This is a genomic window from Pseudomonas sp. UC 17F4, assembly GCF_900101695.1.
In the GTDB taxonomy this organism is placed as follows: Bacteria; Pseudomonadota; Gammaproteobacteria; order Pseudomonadales; family Pseudomonadaceae; genus Aquipseudomonas.
On the sequence record NZ_FNKV01000001.1, the window covers coordinates 5284951 to 5311695 of the forward strand.

The following is a 26745-nucleotide window of genomic DNA, read 5'->3' on the forward strand; positions in this document are numbered from 1 at the left end:
TTTTGCCGCCGCTTTCTGCAGCCCGGGATCAAAGCTCGTCGTCTTGCACCAGACGAAAATAGCCCGCCTGCAGGCGGCCATAGTCCTTGAGCGACAGGCCCTCGAGGTCCTTGACCCCGACCTCGGCCAGCGAGGCAAAGAGGTTCAGCTCGCGCTGCTCGTCATCGCCACTGGCCGCCGACTGGGCGGTGCGGATGTCGCGCACGGTCGGTGCACGCAGTGACAGGCTGTCGACCTGCATGCCATTGGCCTCACTGGCTTTGCTCAGTTGAACGACGACGCGTTCGGCACTGACATTCAGCCAGCTCGGCATTTTCGCGGTTTGGGTCATGTCGCCTCCTTACAGGCCCAGGGCCGAACGTTGGGCGGCGAGCTGGTCGACGCCGTTGATGACGCGCTTCATGCCCAGCGGATCGATTTCGTAGACCAGGCGGCCGTCGACTTCGAGCTTGTAGTAGGTCACGGCCACGTTGTGCTTGATCTCGGCCTTGTCGCCCGGCTTCCAGTCGCCCATGTCGACTTCTTTGAGCGCGCCGCGCAGGGTGACGATGACCGGGGTGACCTTGCCCTTGAGGCCCTTGAAGGCACCGCGGAAGGTGCCGTTGAAAGCCGAGCCGTCGGCCAGGCCGAAGAACTTCAGCGACTCACGGCGCACGCCGGTGGTGACGAAGCCGGCCTCCTGTTTTTCCATGCCCTGGTCGATTTCGATCGCCATGTCCATGCCGCCGGCACGGTGCTCCTCCATCTTCAGGGTGAGCTTGGGCAGGGTCAGGCTGGGCACGTCGCCTTGAAAGCTGACGCCATCGACGAACAGGTTCAGGTTTGCCAGGGTTTCGGGAATCATTGCCATGGTTATTGCTCCTTAAACGGCTTGGTCGAGGACTTCGGTCAACCACTGGTTGGTGACCTCGACACGGAAATTCGGGTTCTCGGCGGGCGGCACATCGGTGAAACGGATGTTCCAGTAGACCTTGCCCTGCTCCAGCTGGCTGGCAGTGTTCAGCTCGGGATCGGCGAACACTTCGAAATTGATGATTGCGCCCTGGGCTTTCAGATCACGCATGAACGCCTGCAGGCCTTCGGTCACGTCCTTGACGTAGGTCGCGGTGATCGAGCGATCGACCGCCCACTTGTGGCCATAGAGGATCGCGTCCATGACGATGTCCATGGTCCGCACGCGGGTGACAAAGGCCCACTTCGGGTCGCTGCTCAAGGTACGGTTGCCCCACAGGCGGAAGCCGTCATCGCGGATCACGGTGGTGATGTTGGCGTTGTTGAGCAGGTTGGCGCGGCAGGTGGCGTCGCCATCCAGGTACTCGATCGAGCGGCTGGTGCCGGTGATGCCAACGAACTCCTTGTTCGATGGCGAGGCCCAGAAGCCATACTCGCTGTCGGTCCAGGCAAACAGGCCAGCAACCCAGGCCGACGCCGGCGCATCGAGGGTGGCGCTTTTGCCGGTGTCCCAGTACTGCACGCCCGGGTCGACCAGGTAGGCACGCTTGGCGCCGAAGTTCTCGGCGTAGGCGATGGCTGCTTCATCGGTGGTGTTCGGGCCATCGATAATGGCCAGGCCGCGCAGCTTGTCGGCCAGGGCCACCAGCGCGGTACCGACCGCCAGGGTCGAGCTGTGCTTTGGCGTCACCAGCAGGCGGGGCTGGGCGTTGAACCGGCTCTTGCCGTCCAGCAGTGCTTGCAGGCCGGTGCGTTTGCCGTCGGCCAGCACGCCGCCGATGATCGCCGAAGTCTGCGCAGCCTCTTCTTCGAGCTTGGCCACACCGCAGGCGACGATCACCGCCTTGGCGCGGCTGTAGATCGCCTGGCAGGCGCGGGTGATAGCCGAGTCGGCGCCGAAGGCGGCAATGGCTTCACGCTCGCTGGTGATCAGTACCAGGTCGTTGGCCTTGGCGGTTGCAGTCGGGCCTTCGGTGAAGGTATCGACCAGGCCGATGATCGAGGAAGAAGGCAGCGCGATGGAACGTGCGCCGGTGTCGACGTTGGTTACGGTAACGCCGTGGAAGAATCCACTCATGGGTAAGTCTCCAGAAATGCGAAGGCCCCGCGGTGCGGGGCCTTCAGAGGGTTTGTTGCGGGTAGGAAAAAACCCCGGCGGTGCGGGGCTTTTGGGGTGAGTTAAGCTGACCAGCCAGGTGAGCACGATCCTTCATACGGAAGGTGATGGCTGGATTGCCTTAAATCAGTTTCATACGTGCAGGGAACGCAATGGTGCGTACGCGGTTCTCCTCGCCACCAACCATATTTGTCTGCTTGGTGGTCCCAGGAGTATCGGTAGGAATCGGATTCTGCGTGCCCCCACTGCCGGTGTTAGCCGAGGCAACATTGTAGGAATGGCTATGCGCCTTGACCTGGTCGGACACCCAACTCCCCGGTATCCGCCCCTCATCAATGCCCCGGCCAGAGTCGAGGAAGCGGGGATGCTCACCACGTACGTCAGGGCAACGGAAGGTCGTGCTACCGTCGCCAGTGGTCCAGCATCCTTCCATCCCGGCCCGAGCACTATCGGCTACCAACATTCCGGATTGCTGCGCGAAGTCCCATAACCAAGGCCAGCTTCCTCGACTGTAGAGAGTTCCATCCGGGGCACCATAGCCCCCTGGAGCCTGCACTATCGTAGTCTCGATAAAAACTCGGCCAAGAGGTGAGTCGTCGAGTCGGCTGATGGGGTACCAATTGCCCGAACCATCGCTGCGTAGATGCCAGAAATCGCCAGCCCCCAATAACGGGAAGAACTGATACCCCTCAGAACGCAAATGGGTGTGAAACTTGATCTTGTCAGCGCCCGCAGCCCTGATCATCAGCGTGGTTTGCGCCCCATCCATGCGGCGAACCATTACATCCCGAACCCCGAGCGTTGCATTGGCGGCCGGCAAAGTCAGGGTCACCGATGACGCTGTTGCATCCACCAGCACCAAGCCCAACTCTGCTGCAGTGAGCGATTTGGAAACATTCACCGATACGACAGGAACGACCAACGCAGACTTGTCAGCTTTGCTGCTCGGGTCAAAGTTTGCGCTGTGCCAGAGCACACGCCAGGCGCCTGCTCCCGCCCCCGAAAACTGACGAACGCCGTACCATTCCGTACTGGTACCGGAAAGCAGATCGAACCCGGTCAATCCGTCCGGAAACTTGATATGTACCCCTGTACCGTAATCAATGCCAGAGGGGCGGTCAGCCGTTTGGGGCACAGCAGAAAAGAACTGACTGCCAGGCAGGAGATGAATCTTGCCGTCGACGACTGGAGCGTAAGCCATCAAGCCACCGGCATCCTTGGCCATCGCGTCGGTGATACCGAATCCTGCCAGATTACTCGGATTCGAACCCGCCACTACAACTCCGCGTTCATTGATCTGTACCTTGGTATAGGTACCTGCCGGACGATTTCGAGGCAATACGTTGAGTAGGGATGCATCAACATACTCACGAGTTGCCAACACTACTGAAGGATCGATCTTCAGTTCGACGTTTGCCGCACTAGTGATAACGATGTTGAGCCGCACAACCTGCGTCTTGCCAGTTCCTTGACTGAGCAATGGCTTGAAGCTTGGTGCACAGTTGGCCACCGCAACCAGGTCACCATCGGCGTCATACAGGCCGATTTCCCGAATCCACCAGCCCCCCACATCCGGCGGTATCACTTGCTCGGCGATGATGATGCTGTTGTTGTCCGGGTCAACCTTGACCTGGTTGAGCGGCGCCCTTCGGCGTTCGTTGATGAGTTTTTTCTGATCCCTCGACGGGATCGGGTCGGTCAGGTTGGCATCGCCAACGCCCATTTGGGAAAAGCTCCACGGCACGCCCAAGGCGTTGGCGTTGGCCTGCTTGGCCTCGCCCACCGCCGTGAGGATGGCGAAGAACTGGCTTGTCTGGTCAGTCATGAGTACACGTCCAGGGTTTCAATTTGCTGTTCACGGCCCACAAGGCCATAGCTGCCGCTGACTTCAATGTCGTGAGAGGTCGGCGGATAAATGTCGATTTCATCGCCTTCAGAAAGGCTTATTCCCAGGCGCAGATAGCCACTGCTGGCGAGCGTGATTGCCAGCCCCGTCAGATGGCGACTGACCGGCTTGGCGTCATCGATCAGGCGGGTCAGTTCCAGGTACATTGCTTCGGAGATTCCGTTCTCCAATACCCCGACCTGCAGCGCAAAAGTGCCCGGCACACCTTGCGGTACCGTCTGCCACCACTCCTGCACTTCGATCAGGTAACCCAGCGGCTCCACTACCCGGCGCAACGCACCAATGGTGCCTTTATGGGCATGCACGTAGAACGCCGAGCGGATCACCGAGCGCTTGATTGCCTCCGGCCAGGTTTCATCCCAGCGGTCCACCGACCAGGCCCAAGCCAGCTGATGCAGCAGGTGCGCCGGGCAGGTGTCGGGGTTGTACAGCGTGCGCAGGGGGACGTCGGTGGTTTCAAACCCGGCAGCCTCGATGGCCTGTTCGAGATCGGTGCTGTTGAGCGGCAGCAGACTGTCCATGTCAGCTCCCCCGCGTCACGGTGATCCCTTCGCACCAGGCCGCTTGCGCCTGGGTCGGGCGGATGTCGGTCCAGTCGTTCAGGTCGACCCGGCTGACGCCGTTGATGTGCAACTGGGCGTCCACGCCCGAGCGGGCCACTTCGACACCCAGACGCCGACGCGGGTTGATCCAGGCTTGCAGGCGGCGTTTGCACTCGGCAAGCGTTGCTTCGATCTCCGGGCCGTTGCCGCTCATGTGCACCACGGCATCGATGCGGTAACGCAGAATTTGTGCGCCCTGAACCGTCAGGCGGTCACCCACCGGGCGCACGTCATCGTCATTGAGCTTGAGCCGCACGGTGTCCAACAGCGCAGCCGGGGCACTGCCATCGCCTTCGAGCGCCAGCACCGTCACCACCACCTGGGCCGGCAACGGGCTTTGGGCAGTGGCATCGACCACCAGCCCGGAAGCGTTGCGGGCATGCAGGATGTAACTGTTGCGCGGGCCCGCAGTGGTCAGCCCCTCATAGACCAGCTGCACCCGCTCGCGCAGGGCGTCGTCTTCTTCAAGCACTTGCGGCGTTGGCGGCACGCTGCTGGCGTCGGGTGCCTGCACCACCAGGCGCTGCAGCTGTACATTGGCCGCCAGTTGATCAAGGTCGGCGCCCTGCGCATAGGCCAGCATCAGCGCCTTGGCGGCATCGTTGACCCGTGCGCGGTTGAGCAGCTTGCGATAGGCGCCGACTTCCAGCAGTTTGTTCACCGGGTCGCTTTCGACTGTAGCGTCCCAGTTGTCGCCCATGTGCAACCGGAAGGTCGCCAGGTCAGCCTGGAACAGCGCCTCGAAATCGAGGTCTTCCAGAACCTGCGGCGCGGGCAGCGCCGAAAGATCCACACTACTCATGCCGTCACCTCCGGCGTGCTGCAGAAACGAAAACGCCCCGAAGTTCGGGGCGCTCAAAGCATGCGGCAAAGTGTCAGACGTTACCGACGTCGACCACACTTGCGCGAATGGCAGCAATGGCCTGATCGGCAATGGCTTCGGCTTCTTCATGGCTGCCGGCCTTGAGCGCGGACTGTTTGCCCTTCAGGCGGGCGGCGCGGATGGCGTAGAGGGCGGTTTTCCAGGCATGGGCTTCGGCGAGGATGCTTTCGGCCGCAGCTTGTGGAGTCAGATTGGCAGCGTCGCTCCAAGCCAGAACGGCAGGCGGCACATCACCTTTAAAAGACGCAGTAGAAAAGACTTTTGCCTCAACCTCAGCCAGTTGATATTCAATTACACGCAACGAACTGCCAACTGCGGCTGTACGTGCGTTGTCAGCAGCTTCATCGATCTGCTGCGCAGCGACAAGACGGGCAGCCCCAATAGGCAAACTCGCAAATGAATATCCCACATAGTTACTGTTATTGAATGTGATGTTAAGATTATGATCTTGCATGTCAGCCTCAGAGTTTGAGTAAATTGGTAAGCAAGTAACTCAGGTTTCCAGGCGGGGTACCCGCTGGTACGCCCGGGAGAATAGAGCCCTCAAGCGCCGTAGGGATAACTGTGTTGGCTACCGAAAACACTACCGTACTGGCATTTGGCCCCACTATTTTCCCCACGAATGTGCCACGCAGCTCAAAAGCAATGTTGAACAAACGAATTGCCAGCGTCGCCGGCCCCAAGCTCCCAGCATAGGTAAGCGAGTAGTACGCATTGATCGGAGTACTGGAGGACTCGCCCGCAGGCAAGCTTACTGTGAGGTAGGCCAACTCAAGCGATACCGAGCCCACTTGCTGAAACCCGCCCATTGAGCGTTGGCCATTAGAGGTTATGTATTCATTTAGAATAAGCTTACGGCTTAATTCACTATCAACATCTCCACGAATAGTGACCCTACGATTGCGAACTACCAACGGAGAGGACAGTACGTAATCCTTAAGTAGAATGATTACGCAGCCACCGCCTTCCGGCGTTGCTGAAAGAGCTGCTGAGATAGTCTTCATCGGTGCAGCTTGAGTACCCAAGGCCAGGTCATCGCCTGCTGTGCCGTCAACATAGAACGTTCTTGCAATAGCCGGCACCGCCGCAACAGCCGCCGCCACCGCCGCATCAATCCCCGCCTTCTTGCCATTAAAGTAACTGATCAAATCAGTGGTTTTCGTCACCAGATTGGCAACATCAGTCTCAAGACTCATCGGTCTTATGCTCCGTGCATGTTTTCAATAACGAGTTTTTGCAGTGCGATGACCGCCGCTGCATTGCTCACTGTGGCGCTCAACAGGCCATCGCGGTCTGTGCTCTGGCGTTGCTCCGCCGCTTTCATACGTTCAATCAGGTTGGCAATCTGCTCACCTGCGATCCGCTGGCGCGTGGCCTGATCATCCAGCCGGTCCTGCTGTTGCAAGCCGCGCAGTTGCTCAGCAATCAACGCCGAGGCCTGGGCCGCCAGCGGCGCCGCCAAGGTCAGGTTGAGCCCGGTCGCACCGCTGACGATGGTCACGCTGTTGGCCGGCAAGGCCGCCAGTGACAGGTCGTAGGCGAGCAGCAGGTCAGTTCCTGCAGGCTTGTAGGCCAGGGCTTCAGTCGGGTGTGACCACACCGCCAGCAAGGTGCCGTCGCTGAGCAGAAAGCCGACTTCACGCACCCAGAAAGCGCGATCTCCATCCGCCACCGCGGTGAGGTGCAGCTGGCTATTGCCCAGGCGCTCGCCACCGGAAATTGGATACTTGGCGGTTTGCGCTTTTAGGCTTTTTTGCTCGGCATTCGGTGTGTAGCCCGACGTGCCCAGCACCACATGGCTGATTTCGGCCGCCAGGCCGCTGTTGTCGGCCCGCCAGATCGCGGCCAGGCCGGCCTTGGTAATGACAGGTTGCAAGGGTGTACTCATAGTACTGCCTCCATCGTGCCGCGCACGACGATGCGGGCCCGCGCCGCGTTGGCGACCTGCAGGCCCTGTTGCGCATTGATCGGAACGCCCGTGGCCTCGGCTGATCGCCGAACCAGGGCATAGAGGTTGGCGGCGTTGGCCAGGCGCAGGCCGCCGTCAAAGCCGGCGCCCAGGCGAAACTGGTAATGGCTGCGCTCGTTTTTCGCCGCATCGACCAGGGCACGCAGCCGGGCGTAGAGCTGTGGCGAAAGAATCGAGCCCTCGCCCGGGCGGTTGTCGTTGGCCCAGGCGGTCAGCTCGAAGGTGTAAGGCGCGGCGCCGGGAATCTGCTGCCACTCCCTGAATTGCGAATTGACCCGCACCGCCTTGAGCACCCGACGCACCGCGCCCACCGTGCCCTTGGTCTTGTGCACCGGAATCGCCTCGTGAATCAGCTCACGTTGCTGCGTTTCGGATTCTGCCGCCTCCCAACCGTCGACCTTCAGCGCCCAGGCAAGCCAGGGTAGAAAGTTCGGCGGGCAGCGGGCCGAGTCGGCCACACCGTGGATGATCTGCGCATCGATGTTCAGGTCGCAGGCTACCGATAAGGCTTGCTCAAGCGCTGTGGAGTTCTGTGGCAGCAGGCTCATGCGACCACCTCGGTGCTCAAGGTGATGCTGCGACAACTTGGATAGTGACGTTTGTCGCTGATGACATCCGCAGTCGGCTGGGTAATTCGCACTCGCCGAACGCCTGCGGTATGCAGTGCGGCGTAGATGGCTGAAATCGGCAACAGCCCTTGCAGTTGCCGGGCCTGGGCGATGGTGCCTTCCAGCGCGGCCCGAACCTGGGCTTGGACCACCAGCGGATCCGGCCCGGCTTCCAGCTCCAGAGCCGCGACCACGCTGAACTCGGTCGGCTGGCCAAGCTGCACGCGCGGCCGGTCGGTTAGCGGGCGCACGTCCTCAGCTGAAAGCGCAGCCTCCACGGCGCCAACCAGTTCGTTACCCGGCACCGGGCTGTCAATGCGAGGTAGCACAGCCAGCGAAACATCGCCCGGCAAGGGCTTGTCCAGCCCGGCGTTGTAGTCACACACCAGGACAATGGCGCCGGCCGGCAGTTGCGCTTGCAACGCGGCACTGATCGACAGCCCCGTGAAGGTTGGCGAATCCACCGACACGCTGGCGACATTGGCTGAGGCGCTAAGCCCGTGAAATTCATAGGCGCCGCGACTGCCGGCTACCGACAAAGCCTCAAGCGACAAGCGGGTGCGGTAGCGCAACTCGCTATCGCCCTCCAGCACCGCCACCACGGGGGGCACGGCATCGGGATCGGCAGGGGTAATCACCAGGCGCTGCACGCCATAGTCGGCCGCGCGATGGTCCAGGTCCGCGCCCTTGGCATAGGCCAGCAGGCTGGCCTTGGCCGCATCATTGATCCGGGCCCGGCCGAGCAGCTTGTGATAAGCCGCCACTTCCAGCAGCTTGACCACCGGATCGGACTCCAGCAGCGCACTCCATTGATCGCCCATCTGCAGGCGAAAATCCTCCAGCACCTGCTGATACAGCGTTTCGAATTCTAGGGTTTCCAGTACATCCGGTGCCGGCAGCAAGGAAAGGTCGATCATGCGACCACCTCCAGGCTGGTCGGTTGCGCCAGGTAGACCCCGGTCAACTGCAGCGTGATCTGCCCGCCCACCACCGCCGTGACCCTGACCCGCTCAAGCTTCAGGCGTGGCTCCCAACGGCCTAGCGCCCGCGCCACCTCCGCCTGCACCGCGCTCTTCCAGCCTTCGTTGACCGGCAAATCGACGAAGCGGCGTAGCTTGCTGCCGTACTCCGGGCGCATGCGCCGGCTGCCCAGTGGCGTGGTGAGGATGTCTTCGATGGACTGGCGTAAATGTGCAATGCCGGACAACGGTTGGCCGCTCCGGCGATCCATGCCGATCATTGATGTTCTCCAGACGTAAAAAAGCCCGCAGTGGGCGGGCTGGTTTTTTAGTGTTTGTGATTGGCGGTGTTGCCGCCGGTGTCGATGATCTTGCCACCGCCGAGGATGTCGCCGGTTACCCGCAGGGGTCCGTTGATCTGCACCTCGCCGGTCAGGGTGATGCTCGCGGCATTGGCGGTGATGGCCTGGTCGGTGACCACAGCCGAGCTGCCGCCGACCTTGATGCTGACGGTTCCGCTGGGCAGTTCGATGCTGTAGCTGCGGGCCTGCCAGTCATAGACCAGTGAGCCACCATCGTCGAAACGCCAGACCTCGACATGCTCGCGGTTGTCCGCTGGTGCCCCGGCGTTGCCATACAGGCCAGGCACAAAAGTACCTTGCGCCGGCTCTCCGCTCGGGCTGATCAGCACCCCTTGCTCGTTAAGGCTCGGCGCACGCCAGTGGCGGGCCTTGCCCGCGGCCTGGCTGTGCCAGCGCAACCAGGCGCTGGTCCAGCCAGCGCCGTCGGACACCCGAACCCGGGCAGCGGCAAGGTCAACGGCGACCACCCGGCAAGGAATCACCAGGCCGGCGAGCATGCGGTCATGCATGGCGCTGGCATAGCTCATTGCAGGTCCTCCGGCGACTGGTAATCGCCCTCGAAGCCCGGCCCGGTGTCGGGGCTGAAGGCAAACGCCAGCGGGCCTGGTTCAACGGGCCATGGCCATTGCTCGGCGCCCAGGTACAGGGCCTGCTCCCATTGCACTCGCCAACTGATTGATGAATTGGAGCCCGCTGCCGGTTGGACCACCGAAGCCTGGACATTTTTGGCGGCTTCGACAAAGTCCACCTGCCAGAACTGCTGGCGCAACAAAATGGTCAATTGCGTTGCCAAGGCAGTCACCAACAGCGGTGCCGACGCAGCACTGGCTTCAACCAGTATGTGTGCTTCGAAACTTGCCTGGATGCAACAGCGACCATCACCTGGATCTGCTGCGGGCTTAAAGCTGGTTATCGCGTGATACAGCGCAGGAAGCGCCGTGTTCTGGTCCGCTACGGTATAGGCTGCAACGGTTTCAAGTTGAGGCATAGCGACCTTGATAGTCGCGGTAATCGCCTCGTGCAACGTTGTTAGTTCGTTCACCTGCGCTCCTCGACAACAATATCGTCGGGCACACGAAATCCGTGCGCCATCGCTGGGTCGGTTTGAGGGAGTTGTGCCTTTATCTGCGGCACGAGGCACCTGTTGAAAGCAGGTGCATTGGATAAGGGACTAGTGGGTAGTCGCGTGATCCGACGGGGTTTTCAAGTGTCGCCACCAGGTCACCCCAGCCGCCAGCAGACTCAACACAGCCATCAGCACAGAAACTACCAGCCCGCGTTGCGCGCGCTCATCGCTAACCAAGACAACATGCTTGAGCAGGCCGTCATCAAACAGCAACTGACCGTCGAGCGAGTGCATTTCACGAACAATCACGTCCTCGGGCATGCGCTCGACCAGCAACGATACATTCGCCTTTTCAGACAGTTGCGAGGATTGCAAAACATCTTTAGGCACATACACAGTTCGCCGCTGGTCTTCGCGTTCACCCGGCAGTCTGAACCGTACCCCCATGCGCATCAGCGATTGATCATAGCTCCACGCCTCGGACCACCCCGTCAGCCGGCCTTCGAGGCCATGCATTTGAAGAGGATTTGGCTGGGTATAGCCCTGAATGCTGCGCATGGATAAAACTGCAAACAACGACGTGACGACTACCAGCACGCAGTAAATCTTGATCTGTGACTTGGGTGGCAACGATCTGATCTGAGAGAACACCGAAGGCATGCGATTCCTTTGCGGACAATGGGCCGTTTTTGGGGCAACACTAGCACACCACAAGTCAGTAGTAGCCGTCCTGGCTACCCGAACAACAACCGTAGTTATCCTGGGTCGACACACCGTTTATGGACTCGATGGAGATATCGATCGTGCCAATCGGATAATCTGGTATCGGAATAGTCACAGGAGGCGATACAGCGCCACCTCCATAAATAATACCTCCTCCGTGGCCGGCACCCGCTGTCTCAGCATCATCGCGCAAAACACTGGAGATTGTTACGGCATTGGTGGCGGGGTCCCAATGGCTTACCGCAATACGATTACCATGCAGGGCAATAATGTCTGCGAGCGACACCAACGTCAGGTTAGGTGCAATCCAGCGCTCCGGATAAAGCGCATCTGGGGTGGCTTTGAAGTACTGGTTCCAGATTGGCAGAACCGTGGAGTTGAACAGGTTGTTCAGTGTATTCGAAGACGCAATTCCGTACACGGTTGCCACTACGCCCACTGCCGCGAATACGCCCGCTGCTGCAGGCCCCGCCACCAGCAAGGTAAAGCCTGCTGCGACGCCCGCAACATTACCGACAAGGCTTACGACATCACCTGTGTCAAAGGTCTGATTGTCTTTGTACTGCGCAGTAATCTTGAGGAACACCATCGTCCCGGCAAGTGCATTGGTTGAAAGGTTGACGAACGGCACCAGGCCTTTTGTCAGTTGCACAATGGATGTTACCGCAGCAACCGCAGCGACACCGGTCTGGGCGTTCTGGTTGACCAGGGCAAAGCCGCTTTTATCGGTGTTGTATTGATCGATCAGCGACGTGGTGGCGTTTACGCCTGCGACGCCTCTATCCGCCTTGTCGACCAGGCCGACGATGATTTCAACTTTTCCTGTCATTATTGTTACTCCTTACACGATTGTCTTGAACGCCAATGTCATCCGTAAGCGATCACAATTGACCGAAGGCGATCTTGCGCTGTGGGGCACATGGCCGTTGAAAATGACAATCCTTCCAGGCTTGGGTAAGACTGCCTTGATGACGTTTTCCTTCTGGTGGTCGTAGAACACCAACTCGCCCCCCCAGGACGTCGCCCAATGCTCGTTGCAGAACATCACTACGGTCAGGCCCTTTTCACTGGCCTTGTTGTCGCGATGGATCGGTGAGTCCTGACCAAAGGTCTGGCCATTGGCATACACACCAAGCAGTGTGGCTTCTGGCATATGTGCGTGTTTCACCTTCTTCCAGAATGCCGAAAGAAAGCCCCATTGCGGATGACTGGCCAGCTCATGTTCCGAGTCATGCCGCTCGACCCGCTGTCGGCCTGCAATAAAGGCATGCCAGCATGGCCGGGCGAACGGCGCATCGTTGATTGGCCAGCCGTATCGCCAGATCGCGCTATTTAGCTGGTTGCTGATCTGGCGCTGCTCATCAATCGTTACAGCGTCGTCAATGACGCAGATGTCCGCAGCAGTAAAAACCTGCTTCATCACCTCACTCCTTGTTGCCAGGGCTATCCATGTTCGGCGATTGCGCCTCAACCCCCAGACGCTTAGCAGCCCAGCGTTCATAAAGGCCGATGGCGACATCGGCGCCGGCCATGGCGGTAAGGCAACCAAAAGCGCTGGCGCTCCAGATCGACATGCCGCTGGCGTACAGCAGCATTACGGTGGACACACCGCAGACCATGCAGGCCCCCGAGCGCAATAAAAGGCGCCGAAAAAGCGCCCAGCCCCGGGCGCCGGCCTTGTCCGCGCGCCACATCTCTCCGGAAAGGCCGCCCAGCAAGGCCAGGACGATCACCAGCCAGATCGGCATTTCCAGTAACGTCTGTTGCTCGCTTGTCACTGTCCTATCTCCTTGGTAATTCCGCTCGGCAGCTTGCCGGCGGCGTTTGTTGTAGAACCGATCGCTCGGCATTCCAAAAAGCCCGGCCTCCCCAGGCTTTTCAGTAATGCGTTGTCGAACCGCCCGCCACGACTGGTGCGCTGGGCGACTCCGCTTCAAATTGTTCCTCCGGCCGCGGCCACCTGCCCGCCGGATAACTGCTTGTGGTGCTTTACGCTGCACACCCGGGCCAGTTGCCAACCCTCTGAACAGTTCAGGCCTGTTCATCGCTGCCTTTGTCACTACCGGTGTCGACCGGCTTGAGACAAAGATTATGCATTGATGCATATGCAGTCAATGCATTTGTGGAAATATTTATGCATGAGAAAATGCACCTGTGCATGTAGGCCTTGCCCTACCTGGGCTGGACCACTTTTCTGCCGGCGAAAAAAAACCCGCCGAAGCGGGTTTTCTGAGGACACGGACTACTCAGCGGGCGTACATGCCCCACCAGAACACATGTCCAAGGATACTGATCTGCTCTTCCTGCATCTGCTGGAAGCTGTAGTCTTCATCCGGGTGTTCGTCACGGTTGAAGCTACGCAGGCGAATACCGGTAGGCAGGCGATAGAGCTGCTTGACCCGCAGCTGGCCGTTGTGATTGATGGCATACAGGTCGCCGTCGACGATGTCGCCGATGCCGCTTTTACCGGCGTTGACGCCCACGGTGGCGCCGTCACGCAAGACCGGCAACATGCTGTTGCCGCGTACCGTCACGCACTTGGCCTGGTCAAACTGCACACCGTTGTGGCGCAGGCTGCGCTTGCCGAAGCGCAGGCTGGCCTTCTCGCTTTCTTCGATGACGAATCTTCCTGATCCTGCTGCCAATTCGACCTCGCGAAGAAATGGAATGGACACCTCGTCGTCCTCGACGGGGGTGTCGTCATCCCACAGGCTGATGTCGTTCAACTCAGCGTGGCTGCGCCCAGGCACGGCTTCGCGGCTTTCACCGAGCTCGACGCGGCCGCGCAACTGGTCGGTGCTCACGCCGAAGTACTCGGCGATCTTCGACACGTGTTTGTCAGAGGGATCGACGATCTTCTCGCTGAGAATGCGCGACAGGGTGGATTGCGGCACGCCGGTACGACGGTGCAGCTCCGTGGGGGAGAGACCGTGACGATCGAGCAGTGCTCTGAGGACGGATGCTACGTTGCGTTTTTGCATAAAATGCATAATGCCGGGGCTAAACAAAGAATGCAATTGCCTTGATGCATGAGAGGGCATAAACGTCCTGAGCCACGAAAGCTTCTTACGCGGACGGTTGCGCTACGACGTTTTCCGGGGCCCCGTCGTGAACCCACCACTGGTCGACGGCACAACGCGACCATTAAGAACAAATTGTTCAACATCCACACGAGACCCTTGCAAGGTGGCATTTACCAAGACAGGCGCGCCTCCCGAGAAAGCACTTGATGTATTGACCCGCATGACCTTCGATTTAAAGTTGCACCACAGCGACTTAAACTTCTCAGCATCACCAAACCGGACTCCGCCACTGCCGACCGAATCAGCGACCCACTCGGTGATCTCAACTTCTCCAGCAGATACCCCGTACAGCGTGTTTCCGGTATCCTCGATTAAAGCATGCAGCCACTGAGCCTGAGTTTTTCCGTCATTTTTCTGATTCATGGATAAGCGCCGGATGTGGGTGTCCCAGCACCTGTTTACCCAGAGCCCCTTGATCTCGTTTGACTGCTCAATCCCATTGGAGTCTTGAAGCGTCGGGCATACCGTGTTTTCTGCCGCAAAAGCATCGATGACCAAATTGTCTATCCTGTGGCCAAAACCGGTGATATAAGCCCCATGAAAAGCGCTATTCTTTATATGCACAAATCCAAACGTGCAGTTTGATGGATTCCACCCATGACCATCGATCGCAAAAGCCGCTGCAGTATTGGGTCCGCCGGCATAGTCGATTACAAGCCGATCAATCCTCAAGCCGTCTGTACCTGCGTAGATATGCGCGCCCCGGCTCCCCCCCCCTGGGACAGCACTGTGTCGCTCTGATCATTCAAGATCCAGCAACTTTCGATATAGCAATTTTTGCAATTGATAGTGCCCAGCCGATCGGTGGTCGTTAATACACCGGTAATACGAACATTCATCAGTGGAGTTTCATTGATTGCAGAGGCTCTCAGCAATGCTCCAACATCATCTGGCTTAGACTCGATATACTGCAAAGCGACACCATCAGCCGCTGTTACTCGATACCTATCGCCATTGAACTCAGATCGCTCACCCGACACGTTCCGAACCTGAATAGAATCGCCAACCTGAAAGCTATGTGCCGACTTGACATTTACCGTCACTACGCCAGCGGAGCGTTGTATCTTGGTAATTTCAAAAGATCTAGGCTGAGGTCCACTTATCATGTGAACAACGCCTCCCAGAACAGCCCCAGGCTGGAAGTGCATTCTTGCTCCGCTCAATGAACGGTTGAAATTTATACCTGTGGCATAGTACCCCGGAGGCCAGTAGACACCTGTCTCGACAGAGGCGAGGAGCATGGGTAACCAGTTTTTTGTATTCTCCCAGTTTGTTTTCCCATCTGGAACTATACCAAACTCCGCCACCGAGACCATGTGCTGGTCTTTGGCTGATGCGATTGCGGCTGACGTCATCAGAGGTCCAGAAATCGCTGCGGCAGCAGCTCCAAAAGCCGAAATTCTCAACAACTGACGACGCTTCACAACATTCCCTCCCCTGGAAAAAGGTCTGGAATATACCATCAACTTCAGAGCGTAAAGTCAGCGCAAGGCCGATTGGTAGCGCAACGAGCAGATGCTGCACTGACTGCCCCTCCTTCAAGCCGCCCCCCCTAGAGGTCACTTGGACTGTGGTACCCTACCCGTCATCGAGATCACCCCAAGCATTGCACTGGAAGCTATGCCCGAATTTTGCCCCAGCGCCAGCTTAAAAAAGCCCTAACTAATTGATGAATAAAGCAATTTCTGATTTGTCCGCACACACCCCGATGATGCAGCAGTACTGGAAGCTGAAAAACCAGCACCCGGACCAGCTGATGTTCTACCGCATGGGCGACTTTTACGAGATCTTCTACGAAGACGCGAAGAAGGCTGCCAAACTCCTGGACATCACCCTGACCGCCCGCGGGCAGTCGGCGGGCCAGTCAATCCCCATGTGCGGTATCCCCTTCCATGCGGCCGAGGGCTACCTGGCCAAGCTGGTCAAGCTGGGCGAGTCGGTGGTGATCTGCGAACAGATCGGCGATCCGGCCACCAGCAAGGGCCCGGTCGAGCGCCAGGTGGTGCGCATCATTACCCCGGGCACGGTCAGTGACGAAGCGCTGCTCGACGAGCGCCGCGACAACCTGATCGCCGCTGTGCTGGGCGACGAGCGCCTGTTCGGCCTGGCTGTGCTGGACATCACCAGCGGCAACTTCAGCGTGCTCGAGATCAAGGGCTGGGAAAACCTGCTGGCCGAGCTTGAGCGCATCAACCCGGTCGAGCTGCTGATCCCCGACGACTGGCCCCAAGGCCTGCCGGCGGAAAAACGCCGTGGCTCACGTCGCCGTGCGCCGTGGGATTTTGACCGCGATTCGGCACGCAAAAGCCTTTGCCAGCAGTTCGCGACCCAGGACCTCAAGGGCTTTGGCTGCGAGAAGCTGACCCTGGCCATCGGCGCCGCCGGCTGCCTGCTCGGCTACGCCAAGGAAACCCAGCGCACCGCCCTGCCGCACCTGCGCAGCCTCAAGCATGAACGCCTGGACGACACCGTGGTGCTCGACGGCGCCAGCCGGCGCAACCTTGAGCTGGATGTGAACCTGGCCGGTGGCCGCGACAATACCCTGCAATCGGTGATCGACCGCTGCCAGACCGCCATGGGCAGCCGCCTGCTGACCCGCTGGCTGAACCGCCCGCTGCGCGACCTGAAAGTACTGCAGGCACGTCAGGGCTCGATTCGCTGCCTGCTCGACGGTTACCGCTTCGAGAAGCTGCAACCGCAGTTGAAGGAAATCGGCGACATCGAGCGTATCCTCGCCCGTATCGGCCTGCGCAACGCCCGTCCACGCGACCTCGCACGCCTGCGCGATGCCCTCGGTGCCCTGCCGGAACTGCAGAACGCCATGGCCGAGCTTGAGGCGCCGCACCTGGCGCGCCTGGCTGCCATTGCCGGGACCTACCCGGAGCTTGCCGACCTGCTGGCAAAAGCCATCATCGACAACCCGCCAGCGGTGATCCGCGACGGCGGCGTGCTCAAGACCGGCTACGACAGCGAGCTGGACGAGCTGCTGGCGATGAGCGAGAACGCCGGGCAGTTCCTTATTGATCTGGAAGCCCGCGAGAAAGCCCGCACGGGCCTGGCCAACCTCAAGGTCGGCTACAACCGTGTGCATGGCTACTTCATCGAGCTGCCAAGCAAGCAGGCTGAGCAGGCACCGGCTGACTACATCCGCCGCCAGACCCTCAAGGGCGCCGAGCGCTTCATCACCCCGGAGCTGAAAACCTTCGAAGACAAGGCGTTGTCGGCCAAGAGCCGCGCCCTGGCGCGCGAGAAGATGCTCTACGATGCCCTGCTGGAGAACCTGATCGGCCACCTGGCGCCGTTGCAGGACACCGCTGCGGCCCTGGCCGAGCTGGATGTGCTGAGCAACCTGGCCGAGCGCGCACTGAACCTGGACCTGAACTGCCCGCAGTTCGTCGACGAACCGTGCATGCGCATCACCCAGGGTCGTCACCCGGTGGTCGAGCAAGTGCTGACCACGCCGTTCGTGGCCAACGACCTGGCCCTGGATGACAACACCCGGATGCTGGTGATCACCGGTCCGAACATGGGCGGTAAATCCACCTACATGCGCCAGACCGCATTGATCGTGCTGATGGCGCACATTGGTAGCTTCGTCCCGGCTGCGGCCTGCGAGCTTTCACTGGTGGATCGCATCTTCACCCGTATCGGCTCCAGCGACGACCTGGCCGGTGGCCGTTCGACCTTCATGGTCGAGATGAGCGAAACCGCCAACATCCTGCACAACGCCACCGAGCGCAGCCTGGTGCTGATGGACGAAGTCGGCCGCGGCACCAGTACCTTCGACGGCCTGTCGCTGGCCTGGGCCGCCGCCGAGCGCCTGGCGCAGCTGCGCGCCTACACGCTGTTCGCCACCCACTACTTCGAGCTGACGGTGCTGCCGGAGAGCGAACCGCTGGTGGCCAACGTGCACCTGAACGCTACCGAGCACAACGAACGCATCGTGTTCCTGCACCACGTGCTGCCCGGCCCCGCCAGCCAGAGCTACGGCCTGGCAGTGGCGCAGCTGGCCGGCGTGCCGTCGCCGGTGATTCAGCGTGCTCGCGAACACCTGGGCCGACTGGAAACCGCCAGCCTGCCCCACGAAACACCTGTCTTGCAGCAAGGTGCACCTGCGGTACCGCACCAGAGCGACCTGTTTGCCAGCCTGCCGCATCCGGCCATCGAGAAGCTCGGAAAGCTGGACCTGGACAATATGACGCCGCGTCAAGCTATCGAAATGCTCTATACACTGAAGACTCTGTTATAACGCGCGCCCGCACAAGCTGATAGAATCCCGCGCGGTTTGGCGGCGCTGCAGGTTACTAGCCTGGCCTGCAGCCGAACAACCAAACCGAGCGGCCCTGTCTGGAGGGGCACCGCTGCCGTCGCCTGAGGAGAGAATTAGAAATGACCTTCGTCGTCACCGACAACTGCATCAAGTGCAAGTACACCGACTGCGTAGAAGTCTGTCCGGTGGACTGCTTCTACGAAGGCCCGAACTTCCTGGTCATTCACCCGGACGAGTGCATCGACTGTGCACTGTGCGAGCCTGAATGCCCCGCCGTCGCCATTTTCTCGGAAGACGAAGTGCCTGCCGGCATGGAGAACTTCATCGAGCTCAATGCCGAGCTGGCGGAAATCTGGCCGAACATCACCGAAAAGAAAGATTCGTTGCCAGATGCCGCCGAGTGGGATGGCAAGCCAGGCAAGATCGCCGATCTCGAGCGCTAAGCGCGGATCAACAAAAAAGGCCCTTCGAGGGCCTTTTTTCATGTTTGTTGCGGGCAAAAAAAAGGGGCGGTTTGACCCGCCCACATTTTTTCCGTAGTCCCTTTGTTCCCTTTCATCATCCTGATGAATCGCATCCTGCGATGTCCTTGGCCTTCATCCTTGAGAGCCTGTGTCAGTCCGTAGACACAGGACAAATATTAGCGGTTCCAAGATTTACCACAACAGCACAAAGCTCTCAAAAAGCTGCGGTAACCGTACTGTCACAAACAAAAATATCTATATATATCAATAGCTTAAACAAAAGCGCACACTGAAAACGACAACGATTTACTACAGCGTACAGTCAAGGCTTACACAACGAGTAAGCGATGGCTTACATGAACTAGAACAGTACCAACATCGCCGTCGGATCGCGCCCAAACCCGAATGTTTCCAGAACGCCATCGGGAAGCCGTTCACGGGTAAACCGCTGTTCTGCAGATGCAAAAACGCCCCGACATGTCGGGGCGTTCTTCACAACGATTTCGCTGGCGTTACTGAAACAGCGACTCGCTGGACAGGCCATTCTTTTCGAGGATCTCACGCAGGCGCTTGAGGCCCTCTACCTGGATCTGCCGCACCCGTTCCCGGGTCAGGCCGATTTCCAGGCCGACATCTTCCAGCGTACTGCTTTCATGACCGCGCAGGCCGAAGCGGCGAATCACTACCTCGCGCTGCTTGTCGGTCAGCTCGCTGAGCCACTGGTCGATGCTCTGGGACAGATCGTCATCCTGAAGCAGCTCGCACGGATCAGTAGGACGGTCGTCGGTCAGGGTATCGAGCAGGGTTTTATCCGAATCCGGCCCCAGGGACACATCCACCGACGATACCCGCTCGTTGAGCCCAAGCATGCGCTTGACCTCGCCGACCGGTTTTTCCAGCAGGGTGGCGATCTCTTCCGGGGACGGTTCGTGATCGAGCTTCTGGGTCAGTTCGCGGGCGGCGCGCAGGTAGACGTTGAGTTCCTTGACCACGTGAATGGGCAAGCGGATGGTACGGGTCTGGTTCATGATCGCCCGTTCGATGGTCTGCCGAATCCACCAGGTGGCGTAGGTAGAAAAACGGAAGCCGCGTTCCGGGTCGAATTTCTCGACCGCCCGAATCAGGCCGAGGTTGCCTTCTTCGATCAGGTCGAGCAGCGAAAGCCCCCGGTTGACATAACGCCGGGCGATTTTAACCACCAGGCGCAGGTTGCTTTCGATCATGCGCTTGCGCCCGGCCGGATCACCACGTTGCGACAGGCGCGCAAAGTGCACTTCTTCCGGAGAGAGCAATGGCGAGAAGCCGATTTCATTGAGGTAAAGCTGGGTTGCATCAAGTGCCCGAGTGTAGTCGATGTACTTGTGCTGTTTGAGCGTAGCGCTCTGTTTAGCCTTGGTCCGAACCGTAGGTACAGCAGGTTCGTCTGACATCACATCCGTTTCCAAAACAATGCCGGTCTCCATCAGGAGAACCTCATCGTCGATGTCAAACTCCGGCACTTCTTTACTGAGAGCCATTGTTATAGTCCTTTGCTGAGTTCGAACTCAGACTCGAGCGGCGCCTTTATCCCTGGCAGCGCTGGAGCCTGTCCCCTCTACGCGAGGAACAGGCCGGGCCTAGCAATCAACGACGTGGCAGGAATTGCAGCGGATCGACAGGTTTGCCCTGGCGGCGAATTTCAAAATGAAGCTTCACCCGGTCTGTGCCCGTGGACCCCATTTCGGCAATTGTCTGCCCTACCTTGACCTGCTGTCCCTCCCGAACCAAAAGCCTGCGGTTGTGGCCGTAGGCACTGACGTAGGTATCGTTGTGCTTGATGATTACCAACTCGCCGTAGCCCCGCAAGCCACTCCCGGCGTAGACAACTGAACCATCAGATGCAGCAAAAACAGGCTGTCCCAAATCACCGGCGATATCAATGCCTTTATTCAAACTACCGTTTGAAGCAAATTTTCCAATCAGCACGCCGTTGGCCGGCCAGGCCCAGCCGGCCGTGGAGCGCCCTGCGGGGGGCACTTGCACGGGTGCTGTGGTAGTCGCCACCGGGGCAACCGGCACGGTGTTTGGCGTGCTTGCAGGCGTGGTGGTGGGCGGCGGCGTTATTGGTTTGCCGGAGCTGTCCAGGGGACGCTTGATGATGGTGGTCTTGCTTGAAGAAGATGGCGAGCTGGTGACCACGGTGGTGCCGACAACTGGCGCCGGGCCACTGGAGCGACCATCGAAACGGATCGCCTGGCCCGGACGAATGGTATACGGCGCAGCGATACCGTTGCGCGCGGCCAGGGCCTTGTAGTCCCAGCCATAGCGAAAGGCGATGGAGAACAGCGTGTCGCCGGGGCGCACCAGGTATTGACCGGTGGTGACCACAGGGCGTTTGGGCGCGGCGTTGTTGCGATCGACCACCCGGACGCTGTTGGAAGACGTGCTCGAGCACCCCGTCACCAGCGTACCCACGGCCAGTGCAATCAGCAGAAGCTTGAAGCTCGATGGATCCTTGCGCTGCCGAATGTTTGTGTGACCCACCCGCCGCTCCCTCTAATGGTGACCGATGTAAAAAATGCAATATTGTTGCAATTATACCCGAGCGCGCCGCCATGCGGACGTCTGGCCATTGCTAAACGTGATCTGTAACAGACTATGGTAGCCCGCCAGATAGACAGGGCAATGCCGCCGAAATTCGCCCGGGCGAAAAAAAAGCCCGGTCAGGCCAGTGGCCCGGTGAGCAACGGCACAAAACGCACGGCGCCCAGCACCCGTCGCGAGAAGCCGTGTTCTTCGCGCACGATCAGCATCAACTGCTGGGTTTCACCGGCCGGCCCCACCGGTATGACCATGCGCCCGCCCGGGGCGAGCTGGTCGAGCAGGGCCTGAGGCACCTCGGGCGCGACCGCGGTGACGATGATGCCGTTGTAAGGCGCAAGTGCCGGCCAGCCTTCGCAACCATCGCCCCAACGGAACACCACGTTGCGCAGGTTCAGCTCGATCAGGCGTTCCTTGGCGCGATCCTGCAGGACCTTGATACGCTCGACGGAAAACACCCGTTCGACCAGTTGCGCAAGAATTGCGGTCTGGTAGCCGGAACCGGTGCCGATCTCCAGCACCTTGTCCAGGGGGCCGGCTTCGAGCAACAGCTCGCTCATGTGCGCGACCATGAACGGCTGGGAGATGGTCTGGTTGTTGCCGATTGGCAACGCCGTGTCTTCGTAGGCACGGTGGGCCAGGGCTTCATCGACGAACAGGTGTCGAGGCGTGCGGCGCAGTACCTCGATCACCTTGGGGTTCGAGACCCCTTCCTCGATCAGGCGCTTGATCAGCCGTTCGCGGGTTCGCTCAGAGGTAAAACCGATACCGTGGCGCATCAGATCATCCTGTTCGCGCATCAGAGTAAGCCCTCCAGCCAGCCGTCGAGGCGCTCGAAGGCATCATTGAAGGTCCGGTCGAGCTGCAGCGGAGTGATCGAGACATAGCCCTGCATCACCGCGTGGAAATCGGTCCCCGGGCCGCCATCCTCGGCATCGCCGGCCACGGCGATCCAGTAGCCTTCCTTGCCCCGCGGATTGACCACCTTGGTCGGTGCCGCAGCGCGGGCGCGATGGCCCAGGCGGGTCAACTGGATGCCGCGGATGTGTTCCAGCGGCAGGTTGGGGATATTGACGTTGAGCACCGTACGAGGTGGCAGCTCGAGGCTGGCATGAGCCTCGACCAGCTTGCGGGCGAAGTAGGCAGCCGTCGGCAGGTTGTCGGGCAGGCGCGAGAGCAACGAGAAGGCAAACGAGGTACCGCCGAGAAAACGGCCCTCAAGCGCAGCAGCCACGGTGCCCGAATACAGCACATCATCGCCAAGGTTGGCGCCCAGGTTGATCCCCGACACCACCATGTCCGGAGGGGTCGGCAGCAGGCCGTTGAGGCCCAGGTGGACGCAATCGGTCGGCGTGCCGTTGAGGCTGATAAAACCATTGGCCAGGGTTTGCGGGCACAGCGGCCGGTCGAGCGTCAGCGAACTGCTGGCGCCGCTTTTGTCCTGGTCCGGGGCGATCACCACACATTCGGCATAATCCGCCAGCGCAGCATGCAGCGCGGCGAGACCGGGTGCGGTAACCCCGTCGTCGTTCGAAATCAGAATACGCATGGGCTGTCCGTCTGCCCTGCCGGCACCAGATCAACAAGCTCGCGCACCACCACGGTGGCGAAGCATCCGGCCGGAAGGACGAATTCCAGTTGCAGGATATCAGGCTCGGGATAATGCCACGTCAGCCCGCTAATGGGCAGTCGCAGAATGCGTCGTTCGTGACTCATGCCCGCCCGCGCCAGCCATTGGCACAAGGCGCCATGCTGTTCACCGATACGTTGCTCGAGTTCACCAGCCGCGCCGCTGGCGCCGGACTGCCCCTCGCCCCATAGCGGGCCGGTGGGGTGCAGGTCGAGAATTGCCAGGCGCGGGTCGGAACATTCCGCCTCGCCTGCCGGAAAAAAGCTGCGGCTGTCGGTAAACGCCAGCAGGTCACCGACCTGTGCCTGCAGCCAACTGCCGTCGGCGACACGCGCGGCCAGCACCTGGTTGAACAGGTAGCTACGGGCGCTGGAGAGCAGCCGCGAACGAACGTTGCGCTGCTCAGGCAAGGCCTGGCGGTTGGCCCACTCACGGGCGTCGTGGACATTGCCGCCGTCGTGACCAAAGCGCTGGGTGCCAAAGTAGTTAGGCACGCCCTGGCTACGGATTTGCTCAAGCCGTGCATCCAGCGCCGCACGTTCAGCCTTGAGGCCAGTGAGGCGCAAGGTGAAGCCGTTGGCTGAATGCGCGCCGCGCTGCAGCTTGCGTGAGTGGCGGGTCTGCTTGAGGATGCTCAAGGTGTGGTTTTCGGCGGCGCTCAGGTCCGGGTCGGCCTTGCCCGGCAGGTGCAGGCTGAACCACTGGCGGGTCAGCGCCTGGCGGTCCTTGAGGCCGGCGTAGCTGATGCTGCGCAGCGGCACGCCGGCGGCGCGGGCCAGGCGACGGGCAGCCTCTTCGGTGTTGAGGTCACGTTTTTCGACCCACAGCCACAGGTGTTCACCGCTGCCGCTGAGGGGAATGTCGAGTACTTCATCGACCTGGAAGTCTTCGGCGCTGGCCTTGAGAATTGCGCTGCCCAGCGCTTGGCCCGCAGCACGCGGGCCGAGCAGTTCGAGTTCGCTCATCATGCCGGCAGCAACAGGGCAACGGCGTGAACCGCGATGCCTTCCTCACGCCCGGTAAAACCAAGCTTTTCGGTGGTGGTGGCCTTGACGTTGACCTGATCCAGCTCGACCTGCAGGTCCTGGGCGATCAACTGGCGCATGGTGTCGATATGCGGGGCCATCTTCGGTGCCTGGGCAACGATGGTGGCGTCGATGTTACCGACCTTCCAGCCCTTGGCCTGAACGATCTGCACCACATGGCGCAGCAGCACGCGACTGTCGGCGCCCTTGAACTGCGGATCGGTATCGGGGAAATGCTTGCCGATATCGCCCAGCGCCGCAGCGCCAAGCAGGGCATCGCTCAGGGCATGCAAGACGACGTCGCCATCGGAATGGGCCAGCAGCCCGAACTTGTGCGCAATGCGCACCCCACCCAAGGTGATGAAATCGCCTTCCGCGAAGCGGTGCACATCGTAGCCGTGGCCAATACGCATAAAAAAACGCCCTGATTGAGTCAGGGCGTGATTCTACCTGCTTTGCCGGCGCTTGGGCTTGATTTGTAGGATCAGTTACCCGGGCCTATCAGCGCTGCGGCATGATGCCGCAAGTGGTCATCGATGAAGCTGGCAATGAAGTAGTAGCTGTGGTCATAGCCCGGTTGCAGGCGCAAGGTCAGCGGATGACCCGCCGCCCTGGCCGCCTGCTCGAGCACCTGCGGCTTGAGCTGGTTGTCGAGAAAATCATCGCGATCGCCCTGGTCGACCAGCAGCGGCAAGCGCTCGCCAGCCTCGGCGAGCAACACGCTGGCATCCCACTCGCGCCAGCGCGCCCGGTCCTCACCCAGGTAGCGACTGAAGGCCTTCTGCCCCCACGGGCAATCCATCGGGTTGCTGATCGGCGCGAACGCCGACACCGAACGGTAACGCCCCGGGTTGCGCAAAGCGCACACCAGCGCGCCATGGCCGCCCATGGAATGACCGCTGATACCGCGCTGACTTGAGGCCGGGAAATGCGCCTCGACCAATGCCGGCAATTCCTCCACCACATAGTCGTGCATGCGGTAGTGCTGGGCCCACGGCTGCTCGGTGGCGTTGAGGTAGAACCCGGCCCCCAGGCCAAAATCCCAGGCGCCATCAGGATCAGCCGGCACCTGCGGCCCGCGCGGGCTGGTGTCGGGGGCGACGATGATCAAGCCAAGCTCGGCAGCCAGCTTGTGCGCACCGGCCTTTTGCATGAAATTCTCGTCGGTGCAGGTCAGGCCGCTCAACCAGTACAGGACCGGCAGCTTGCCGCCCTGCTCGGCCTGCGGCGGCAGGTACACGGCAAACACCATGTCGCAGCCGAGCACCTGGGAGCGATGGCGGTAGCGTTTATGCCAGCCGCCGAAGCTCTTCTGGCAAGAGATGTTTTCCAGGCTCATGGCAGACCTCAGAAGTGGATGACGCTGCGAATGCTCTTGCCTTCGTGCATCAGGTCGAATGCCTTGTTGATGTCTTCCAGGCCCATGGTGTGGGTGATGAAGGTATCCAACGGGATTTCGCCTTTTTCCGACATTTCCACGTAGCTTGGCAGCTCGCTGCGGCCACGCACGCCACCGAAGGCCGAACCGCGCCAGACCCGGCCAGTCACCAGCTGGAACGGACGGGTGGAAATTTCCTGGCCGGCACCGGCAACGCCGATGATCACCGACTCGCCCCAGCCCTTGTGACAGCATTCCAGCGCCGCACGCATCAGTTGCACGTTACCCACGCACTCGAACGAGAAGTCGACGCCACCATCGGTGAGATCGACGATCACTTCCTGGATCGGACGGTCGTAGTCTTTCGGGTTGACGCAGTCGGTGGCACCCAGCTGTTTGGCGATCTCGAACTTGCTCGGGTTGATGTCCACGGCAATGATCCGCGAAGCCTTGGCCTTCACCGCACCGATGATCGCCGACAGGCCAATGCCGCCCAGGCCGAAGATGGCCACGGTATCGCCCGGCTTGACCTTGGCGGTGTTGAGCACCGCGCCGATACCGGTGGTTACGCCGCAACCGAGCAGGCAGACCTTCTCCAGCGGGGCTTCTTTCTGGATCTTGGCCACGGAGATTTCCGGCAGCACGGTGTACTCGGAAAAAGTCGAGGTGCCCATGTAGTGGAACAACTGCTGGCCCTTGTAGGAGAAGCGCGTGCTGCCGTCGGGCATCAGGCCCTTGCCCTGGGTGGCGCGGATGGCCTGGCACAGGTTGGTCTTGCCGGAGCGGCAGAATTTGCACTGGCCGCACTCGGGGGTGTACAGCGGGATCACATGATCGCCAACGGCAACCGAGGTCACGCCCTCACCGATGGCTTCGACGATGGCGCCGCCCTCGTGGCCGAGGATCGACGGGAAGATGCCTTCCGGGTCGGCGCCCGACAGGGTGTAGGCATCGGTATGGCAGACGCCGCTGGCGACCACGCGCAGCAGCACCTCGCCGGCCTTGGGCATGGCCACGTCGACTTCGACGATCTCCAGCGGTTTCTTGGCCTCGAAGGCAACGGCGGCACGGGACTTGATCATCAATCTTCTCCAGCAAGGGGTCAGTTCAGGCTTGCAGTGTAATTCATCGATATTTGATGAATAATCCAGGCAAAGACAAAACATTAT

At 60.3% G+C, this 26745-nt stretch carries 31 protein-coding genes; 2 read left to right on the forward strand and 29 right to left on the reverse strand.

All coding sequences use genetic code 11. From position 1 onward, the window contains the following. Positions 1 to 28: 28 nt before the first annotated feature. From BLR26_RS24110 to BLR26_RS27245, 21 genes are all read right to left on the reverse strand, one after another. Entirely contained in the window at positions 29 to 331 is a 303-nt protein-coding gene (locus BLR26_RS24110) for a phage tail assembly protein (RefSeq protein ID WP_045193580.1), read from the reverse strand. A 9-nt stretch (positions 332 to 340) separates the two neighbouring features. Beyond that, positions 341 to 850 carry a phage major tail tube protein gene (locus tag BLR26_RS24115; RefSeq protein WP_045193582.1) on the reverse strand — a complete coding sequence of 170 codons (510 nt, stop codon included), beginning with the start codon at positions 848 to 850 and terminating at the stop codon, positions 341 to 343. 12 nt (positions 851 to 862) lie between these two features. After that, positions 863 to 2029, reverse strand: a complete 1167-nt coding sequence (locus BLR26_RS24120) for a phage tail sheath subtilisin-like domain-containing protein (RefSeq protein ID WP_093386587.1) — start codon at positions 2027 to 2029, stop codon at positions 863 to 865. Positions 2030 to 2189: 160 nt separating this feature from the next. Next, positions 2190 to 3893 (reverse strand): phage tail-collar fiber domain-containing protein, encoded by a 1704-nt coding sequence (locus BLR26_RS27580; RefSeq protein WP_256326762.1) that lies wholly within the window; start codon positions 3891 to 3893, stop codon positions 2190 to 2192. Further along, entirely contained in the window at positions 3890 to 4495 is a 606-nt protein-coding gene (locus tag BLR26_RS24130; RefSeq protein WP_093386592.1) for a phage tail protein I, read from the reverse strand. The genes BLR26_RS27580 and BLR26_RS24130 overlap by 4 nt, the downstream gene beginning before the upstream one ends. A 1-nt stretch (position 4496) precedes the next feature. After that, positions 4497 to 5378, reverse strand: coding sequence for a baseplate assembly protein (locus tag BLR26_RS24135; RefSeq protein ID WP_045193587.1), 882 nt, complete (start codon positions 5376 to 5378; stop codon positions 4497 to 4499). A 73-nt stretch (positions 5379 to 5451) separates the two neighbouring features. Further along, on the reverse strand, positions 5452 to 5913 hold the full coding sequence (locus BLR26_RS24140; protein WP_093386597.1) for a hypothetical protein: 462 nt from the start codon (positions 5911 to 5913) through the stop codon (positions 5452 to 5454). Positions 5914 to 5920: 7 nt separating this feature from the next. Next, entirely contained in the window at positions 5921 to 6655 is a 735-nt protein-coding gene (locus BLR26_RS24145) for a hypothetical protein (RefSeq protein WP_045193589.1), read from the reverse strand. Positions 6656 to 6660: 5 nt separating this feature from the next. Further along, the gene (locus BLR26_RS24150) at positions 6661 to 7347 is read right to left on the reverse strand and encodes a phage tail-collar fiber domain-containing protein (RefSeq protein WP_045193590.1); all 687 of its coding nucleotides are present in this window, start codon (positions 7345 to 7347) and stop codon (positions 6661 to 6663) included. Next, the gene (locus BLR26_RS24155; RefSeq protein ID WP_093386602.1) at positions 7344 to 7976 is read right to left on the reverse strand and encodes a phage tail protein I; all 633 of its coding nucleotides are present in this window, start codon (positions 7974 to 7976) and stop codon (positions 7344 to 7346) included. The genes BLR26_RS24150 and BLR26_RS24155 overlap by 4 nt, the downstream gene beginning before the upstream one ends. Then, the gene (locus tag BLR26_RS24160) at positions 7973 to 8953 is read right to left on the reverse strand and encodes a baseplate assembly protein (RefSeq protein WP_093386607.1); all 981 of its coding nucleotides are present in this window, start codon (positions 8951 to 8953) and stop codon (positions 7973 to 7975) included. Before BLR26_RS24160 ends, BLR26_RS24155 begins: the two co-directional genes overlap by 4 nt. Continuing rightward, the gene (locus BLR26_RS24165; RefSeq protein ID WP_093386612.1) at positions 8950 to 9276 is read right to left on the reverse strand and encodes a GPW/gp25 family protein; all 327 of its coding nucleotides are present in this window, start codon (positions 9274 to 9276) and stop codon (positions 8950 to 8952) included. The genes BLR26_RS24160 and BLR26_RS24165 overlap by 4 nt, the downstream gene beginning before the upstream one ends. Positions 9277 to 9323: 47 nt before the next feature. Beyond that, a complete protein-coding gene (locus BLR26_RS24170) occupies positions 9324 to 9884 on the reverse strand; it encodes a phage baseplate assembly protein V (protein ID WP_093386615.1) in 561 nt (186 codons plus the stop codon). Further along, positions 9881 to 10399, reverse strand: a complete 519-nt coding sequence (locus tag BLR26_RS24175) for a hypothetical protein (RefSeq protein WP_093386620.1) — start codon at positions 10397 to 10399, stop codon at positions 9881 to 9883. The genes BLR26_RS24170 and BLR26_RS24175 overlap by 4 nt, the downstream gene beginning before the upstream one ends. 129 nt (positions 10400 to 10528) lie before the next feature. Further along, positions 10529 to 11083 carry a hypothetical protein gene (locus BLR26_RS24180; RefSeq protein WP_093386625.1) on the reverse strand — a complete coding sequence of 185 codons (555 nt, stop codon included), beginning with the start codon at positions 11081 to 11083 and terminating at the stop codon, positions 10529 to 10531. A 55-nt stretch (positions 11084 to 11138) separates the two neighbouring features. Continuing rightward, complete coding sequence (locus BLR26_RS24185) at positions 11139 to 11975, reverse strand: hypothetical protein (RefSeq protein ID WP_176794293.1); 837 nt, start codon at positions 11973 to 11975, stop codon at positions 11139 to 11141. A gap of 12 nt (positions 11976 to 11987) precedes the next feature. Continuing rightward, on the reverse strand, positions 11988 to 12566 hold the full coding sequence (locus BLR26_RS27385; RefSeq protein ID WP_176794294.1) for a 2OG-Fe(II) oxygenase: 579 nt from the start codon (positions 12564 to 12566) through the stop codon (positions 11988 to 11990). A gap of 4 nt (positions 12567 to 12570) precedes the next feature. Next, positions 12571 to 12924 (reverse strand): phage holin family protein, encoded by a 354-nt coding sequence (locus tag BLR26_RS24195; protein WP_093386630.1) that lies wholly within the window; start codon positions 12922 to 12924, stop codon positions 12571 to 12573. A 468-nt stretch (positions 12925 to 13392) separates the two neighbouring features. Continuing rightward, complete coding sequence (locus BLR26_RS24200) at positions 13393 to 14136, reverse strand: LexA family transcriptional regulator (protein WP_093386635.1); 744 nt, start codon at positions 14134 to 14136, stop codon at positions 13393 to 13395. A gap of 93 nt (positions 14137 to 14229) precedes the next feature. Continuing rightward, positions 14230 to 14901 carry a hypothetical protein gene (locus BLR26_RS24205; protein ID WP_143013307.1) on the reverse strand — a complete coding sequence of 224 codons (672 nt, stop codon included), beginning with the start codon at positions 14899 to 14901 and terminating at the stop codon, positions 14230 to 14232. Next, positions 14898 to 15653 carry a hypothetical protein gene (locus tag BLR26_RS27245; protein ID WP_143013308.1) on the reverse strand — a complete coding sequence of 252 codons (756 nt, stop codon included), beginning with the start codon at positions 15651 to 15653 and terminating at the stop codon, positions 14898 to 14900. The genes BLR26_RS24205 and BLR26_RS27245 overlap by 4 nt, the downstream gene beginning before the upstream one ends. Positions 15654 to 15910: 257 nt before the next feature. On the opposite strand from BLR26_RS27245, the gene mutS reads away from it, so the two are divergent. Together mutS and fdxA are read left to right on the forward strand one after the other, a co-directional pair. After that, a complete protein-coding gene (gene mutS / locus BLR26_RS24210) occupies positions 15911 to 18478 on the forward strand; it encodes a DNA mismatch repair protein MutS (protein WP_176794341.1) in 2568 nt (855 codons plus the stop codon). A gap of 140 nt (positions 18479 to 18618) precedes the next feature. Continuing rightward, positions 18619 to 18942, forward strand: coding sequence for a ferredoxin FdxA (gene fdxA, locus BLR26_RS24215; RefSeq protein WP_010224804.1), 324 nt, complete (start codon positions 18619 to 18621; stop codon positions 18940 to 18942). A 533-nt stretch (positions 18943 to 19475) separates the two neighbouring features. Here fdxA and rpoS read toward each other — a convergent pair. The 8 genes from rpoS to BLR26_RS24255 form a co-directional block, all read right to left on the reverse strand. Next, complete coding sequence (gene rpoS / locus BLR26_RS24220) at positions 19476 to 20480, reverse strand: RNA polymerase sigma factor RpoS (RefSeq protein ID WP_093386643.1); 1005 nt, start codon at positions 20478 to 20480, stop codon at positions 19476 to 19478. 106 nt (positions 20481 to 20586) lie between these two features. Then, on the reverse strand, positions 20587 to 21486 hold the full coding sequence (locus tag BLR26_RS24225; protein WP_093386648.1) for a peptidoglycan DD-metalloendopeptidase family protein: 900 nt from the start codon (positions 21484 to 21486) through the stop codon (positions 20587 to 20589). A 179-nt stretch (positions 21487 to 21665) separates the two neighbouring features. Continuing rightward, positions 21666 to 22343 carry a protein-L-isoaspartate(D-aspartate) O-methyltransferase gene (locus BLR26_RS24230; RefSeq protein WP_045193603.1) on the reverse strand — a complete coding sequence of 226 codons (678 nt, stop codon included), beginning with the start codon at positions 22341 to 22343 and terminating at the stop codon, positions 21666 to 21668. After that, the gene (gene surE, locus BLR26_RS24235) at positions 22343 to 23092 is read right to left on the reverse strand and encodes a 5'/3'-nucleotidase SurE (RefSeq protein ID WP_093386651.1); all 750 of its coding nucleotides are present in this window, start codon (positions 23090 to 23092) and stop codon (positions 22343 to 22345) included. The genes BLR26_RS24230 and surE overlap by 1 nt, the downstream gene beginning before the upstream one ends. After that, complete coding sequence (truD, locus tag BLR26_RS24240) at positions 23080 to 24138, reverse strand: tRNA pseudouridine(13) synthase TruD (protein ID WP_093387676.1); 1059 nt, start codon at positions 24136 to 24138, stop codon at positions 23080 to 23082. The genes surE and truD overlap by 13 nt, the downstream gene beginning before the upstream one ends. Continuing rightward, positions 24138 to 24611 (reverse strand): 2-C-methyl-D-erythritol 2,4-cyclodiphosphate synthase, encoded by a 474-nt coding sequence (ispF, locus tag BLR26_RS24245; RefSeq protein ID WP_045193605.1) that lies wholly within the window; start codon positions 24609 to 24611, stop codon positions 24138 to 24140. The genes truD and ispF overlap by 1 nt, the downstream gene beginning before the upstream one ends. Positions 24612 to 24682: 71 nt before the next feature. Next, positions 24683 to 25537, reverse strand: coding sequence for an S-formylglutathione hydrolase (fghA, locus tag BLR26_RS24250; RefSeq protein ID WP_093386654.1), 855 nt, complete (start codon positions 25535 to 25537; stop codon positions 24683 to 24685). Positions 25538 to 25545: 8 nt separating this feature from the next. Beyond that, positions 25546 to 26658, reverse strand: a complete 1113-nt coding sequence (locus BLR26_RS24255; protein ID WP_045193608.1) for an S-(hydroxymethyl)glutathione dehydrogenase/class III alcohol dehydrogenase — start codon at positions 26656 to 26658, stop codon at positions 25546 to 25548. Between the last annotated feature and the right edge of the window lie 87 nt (positions 26659 to 26745).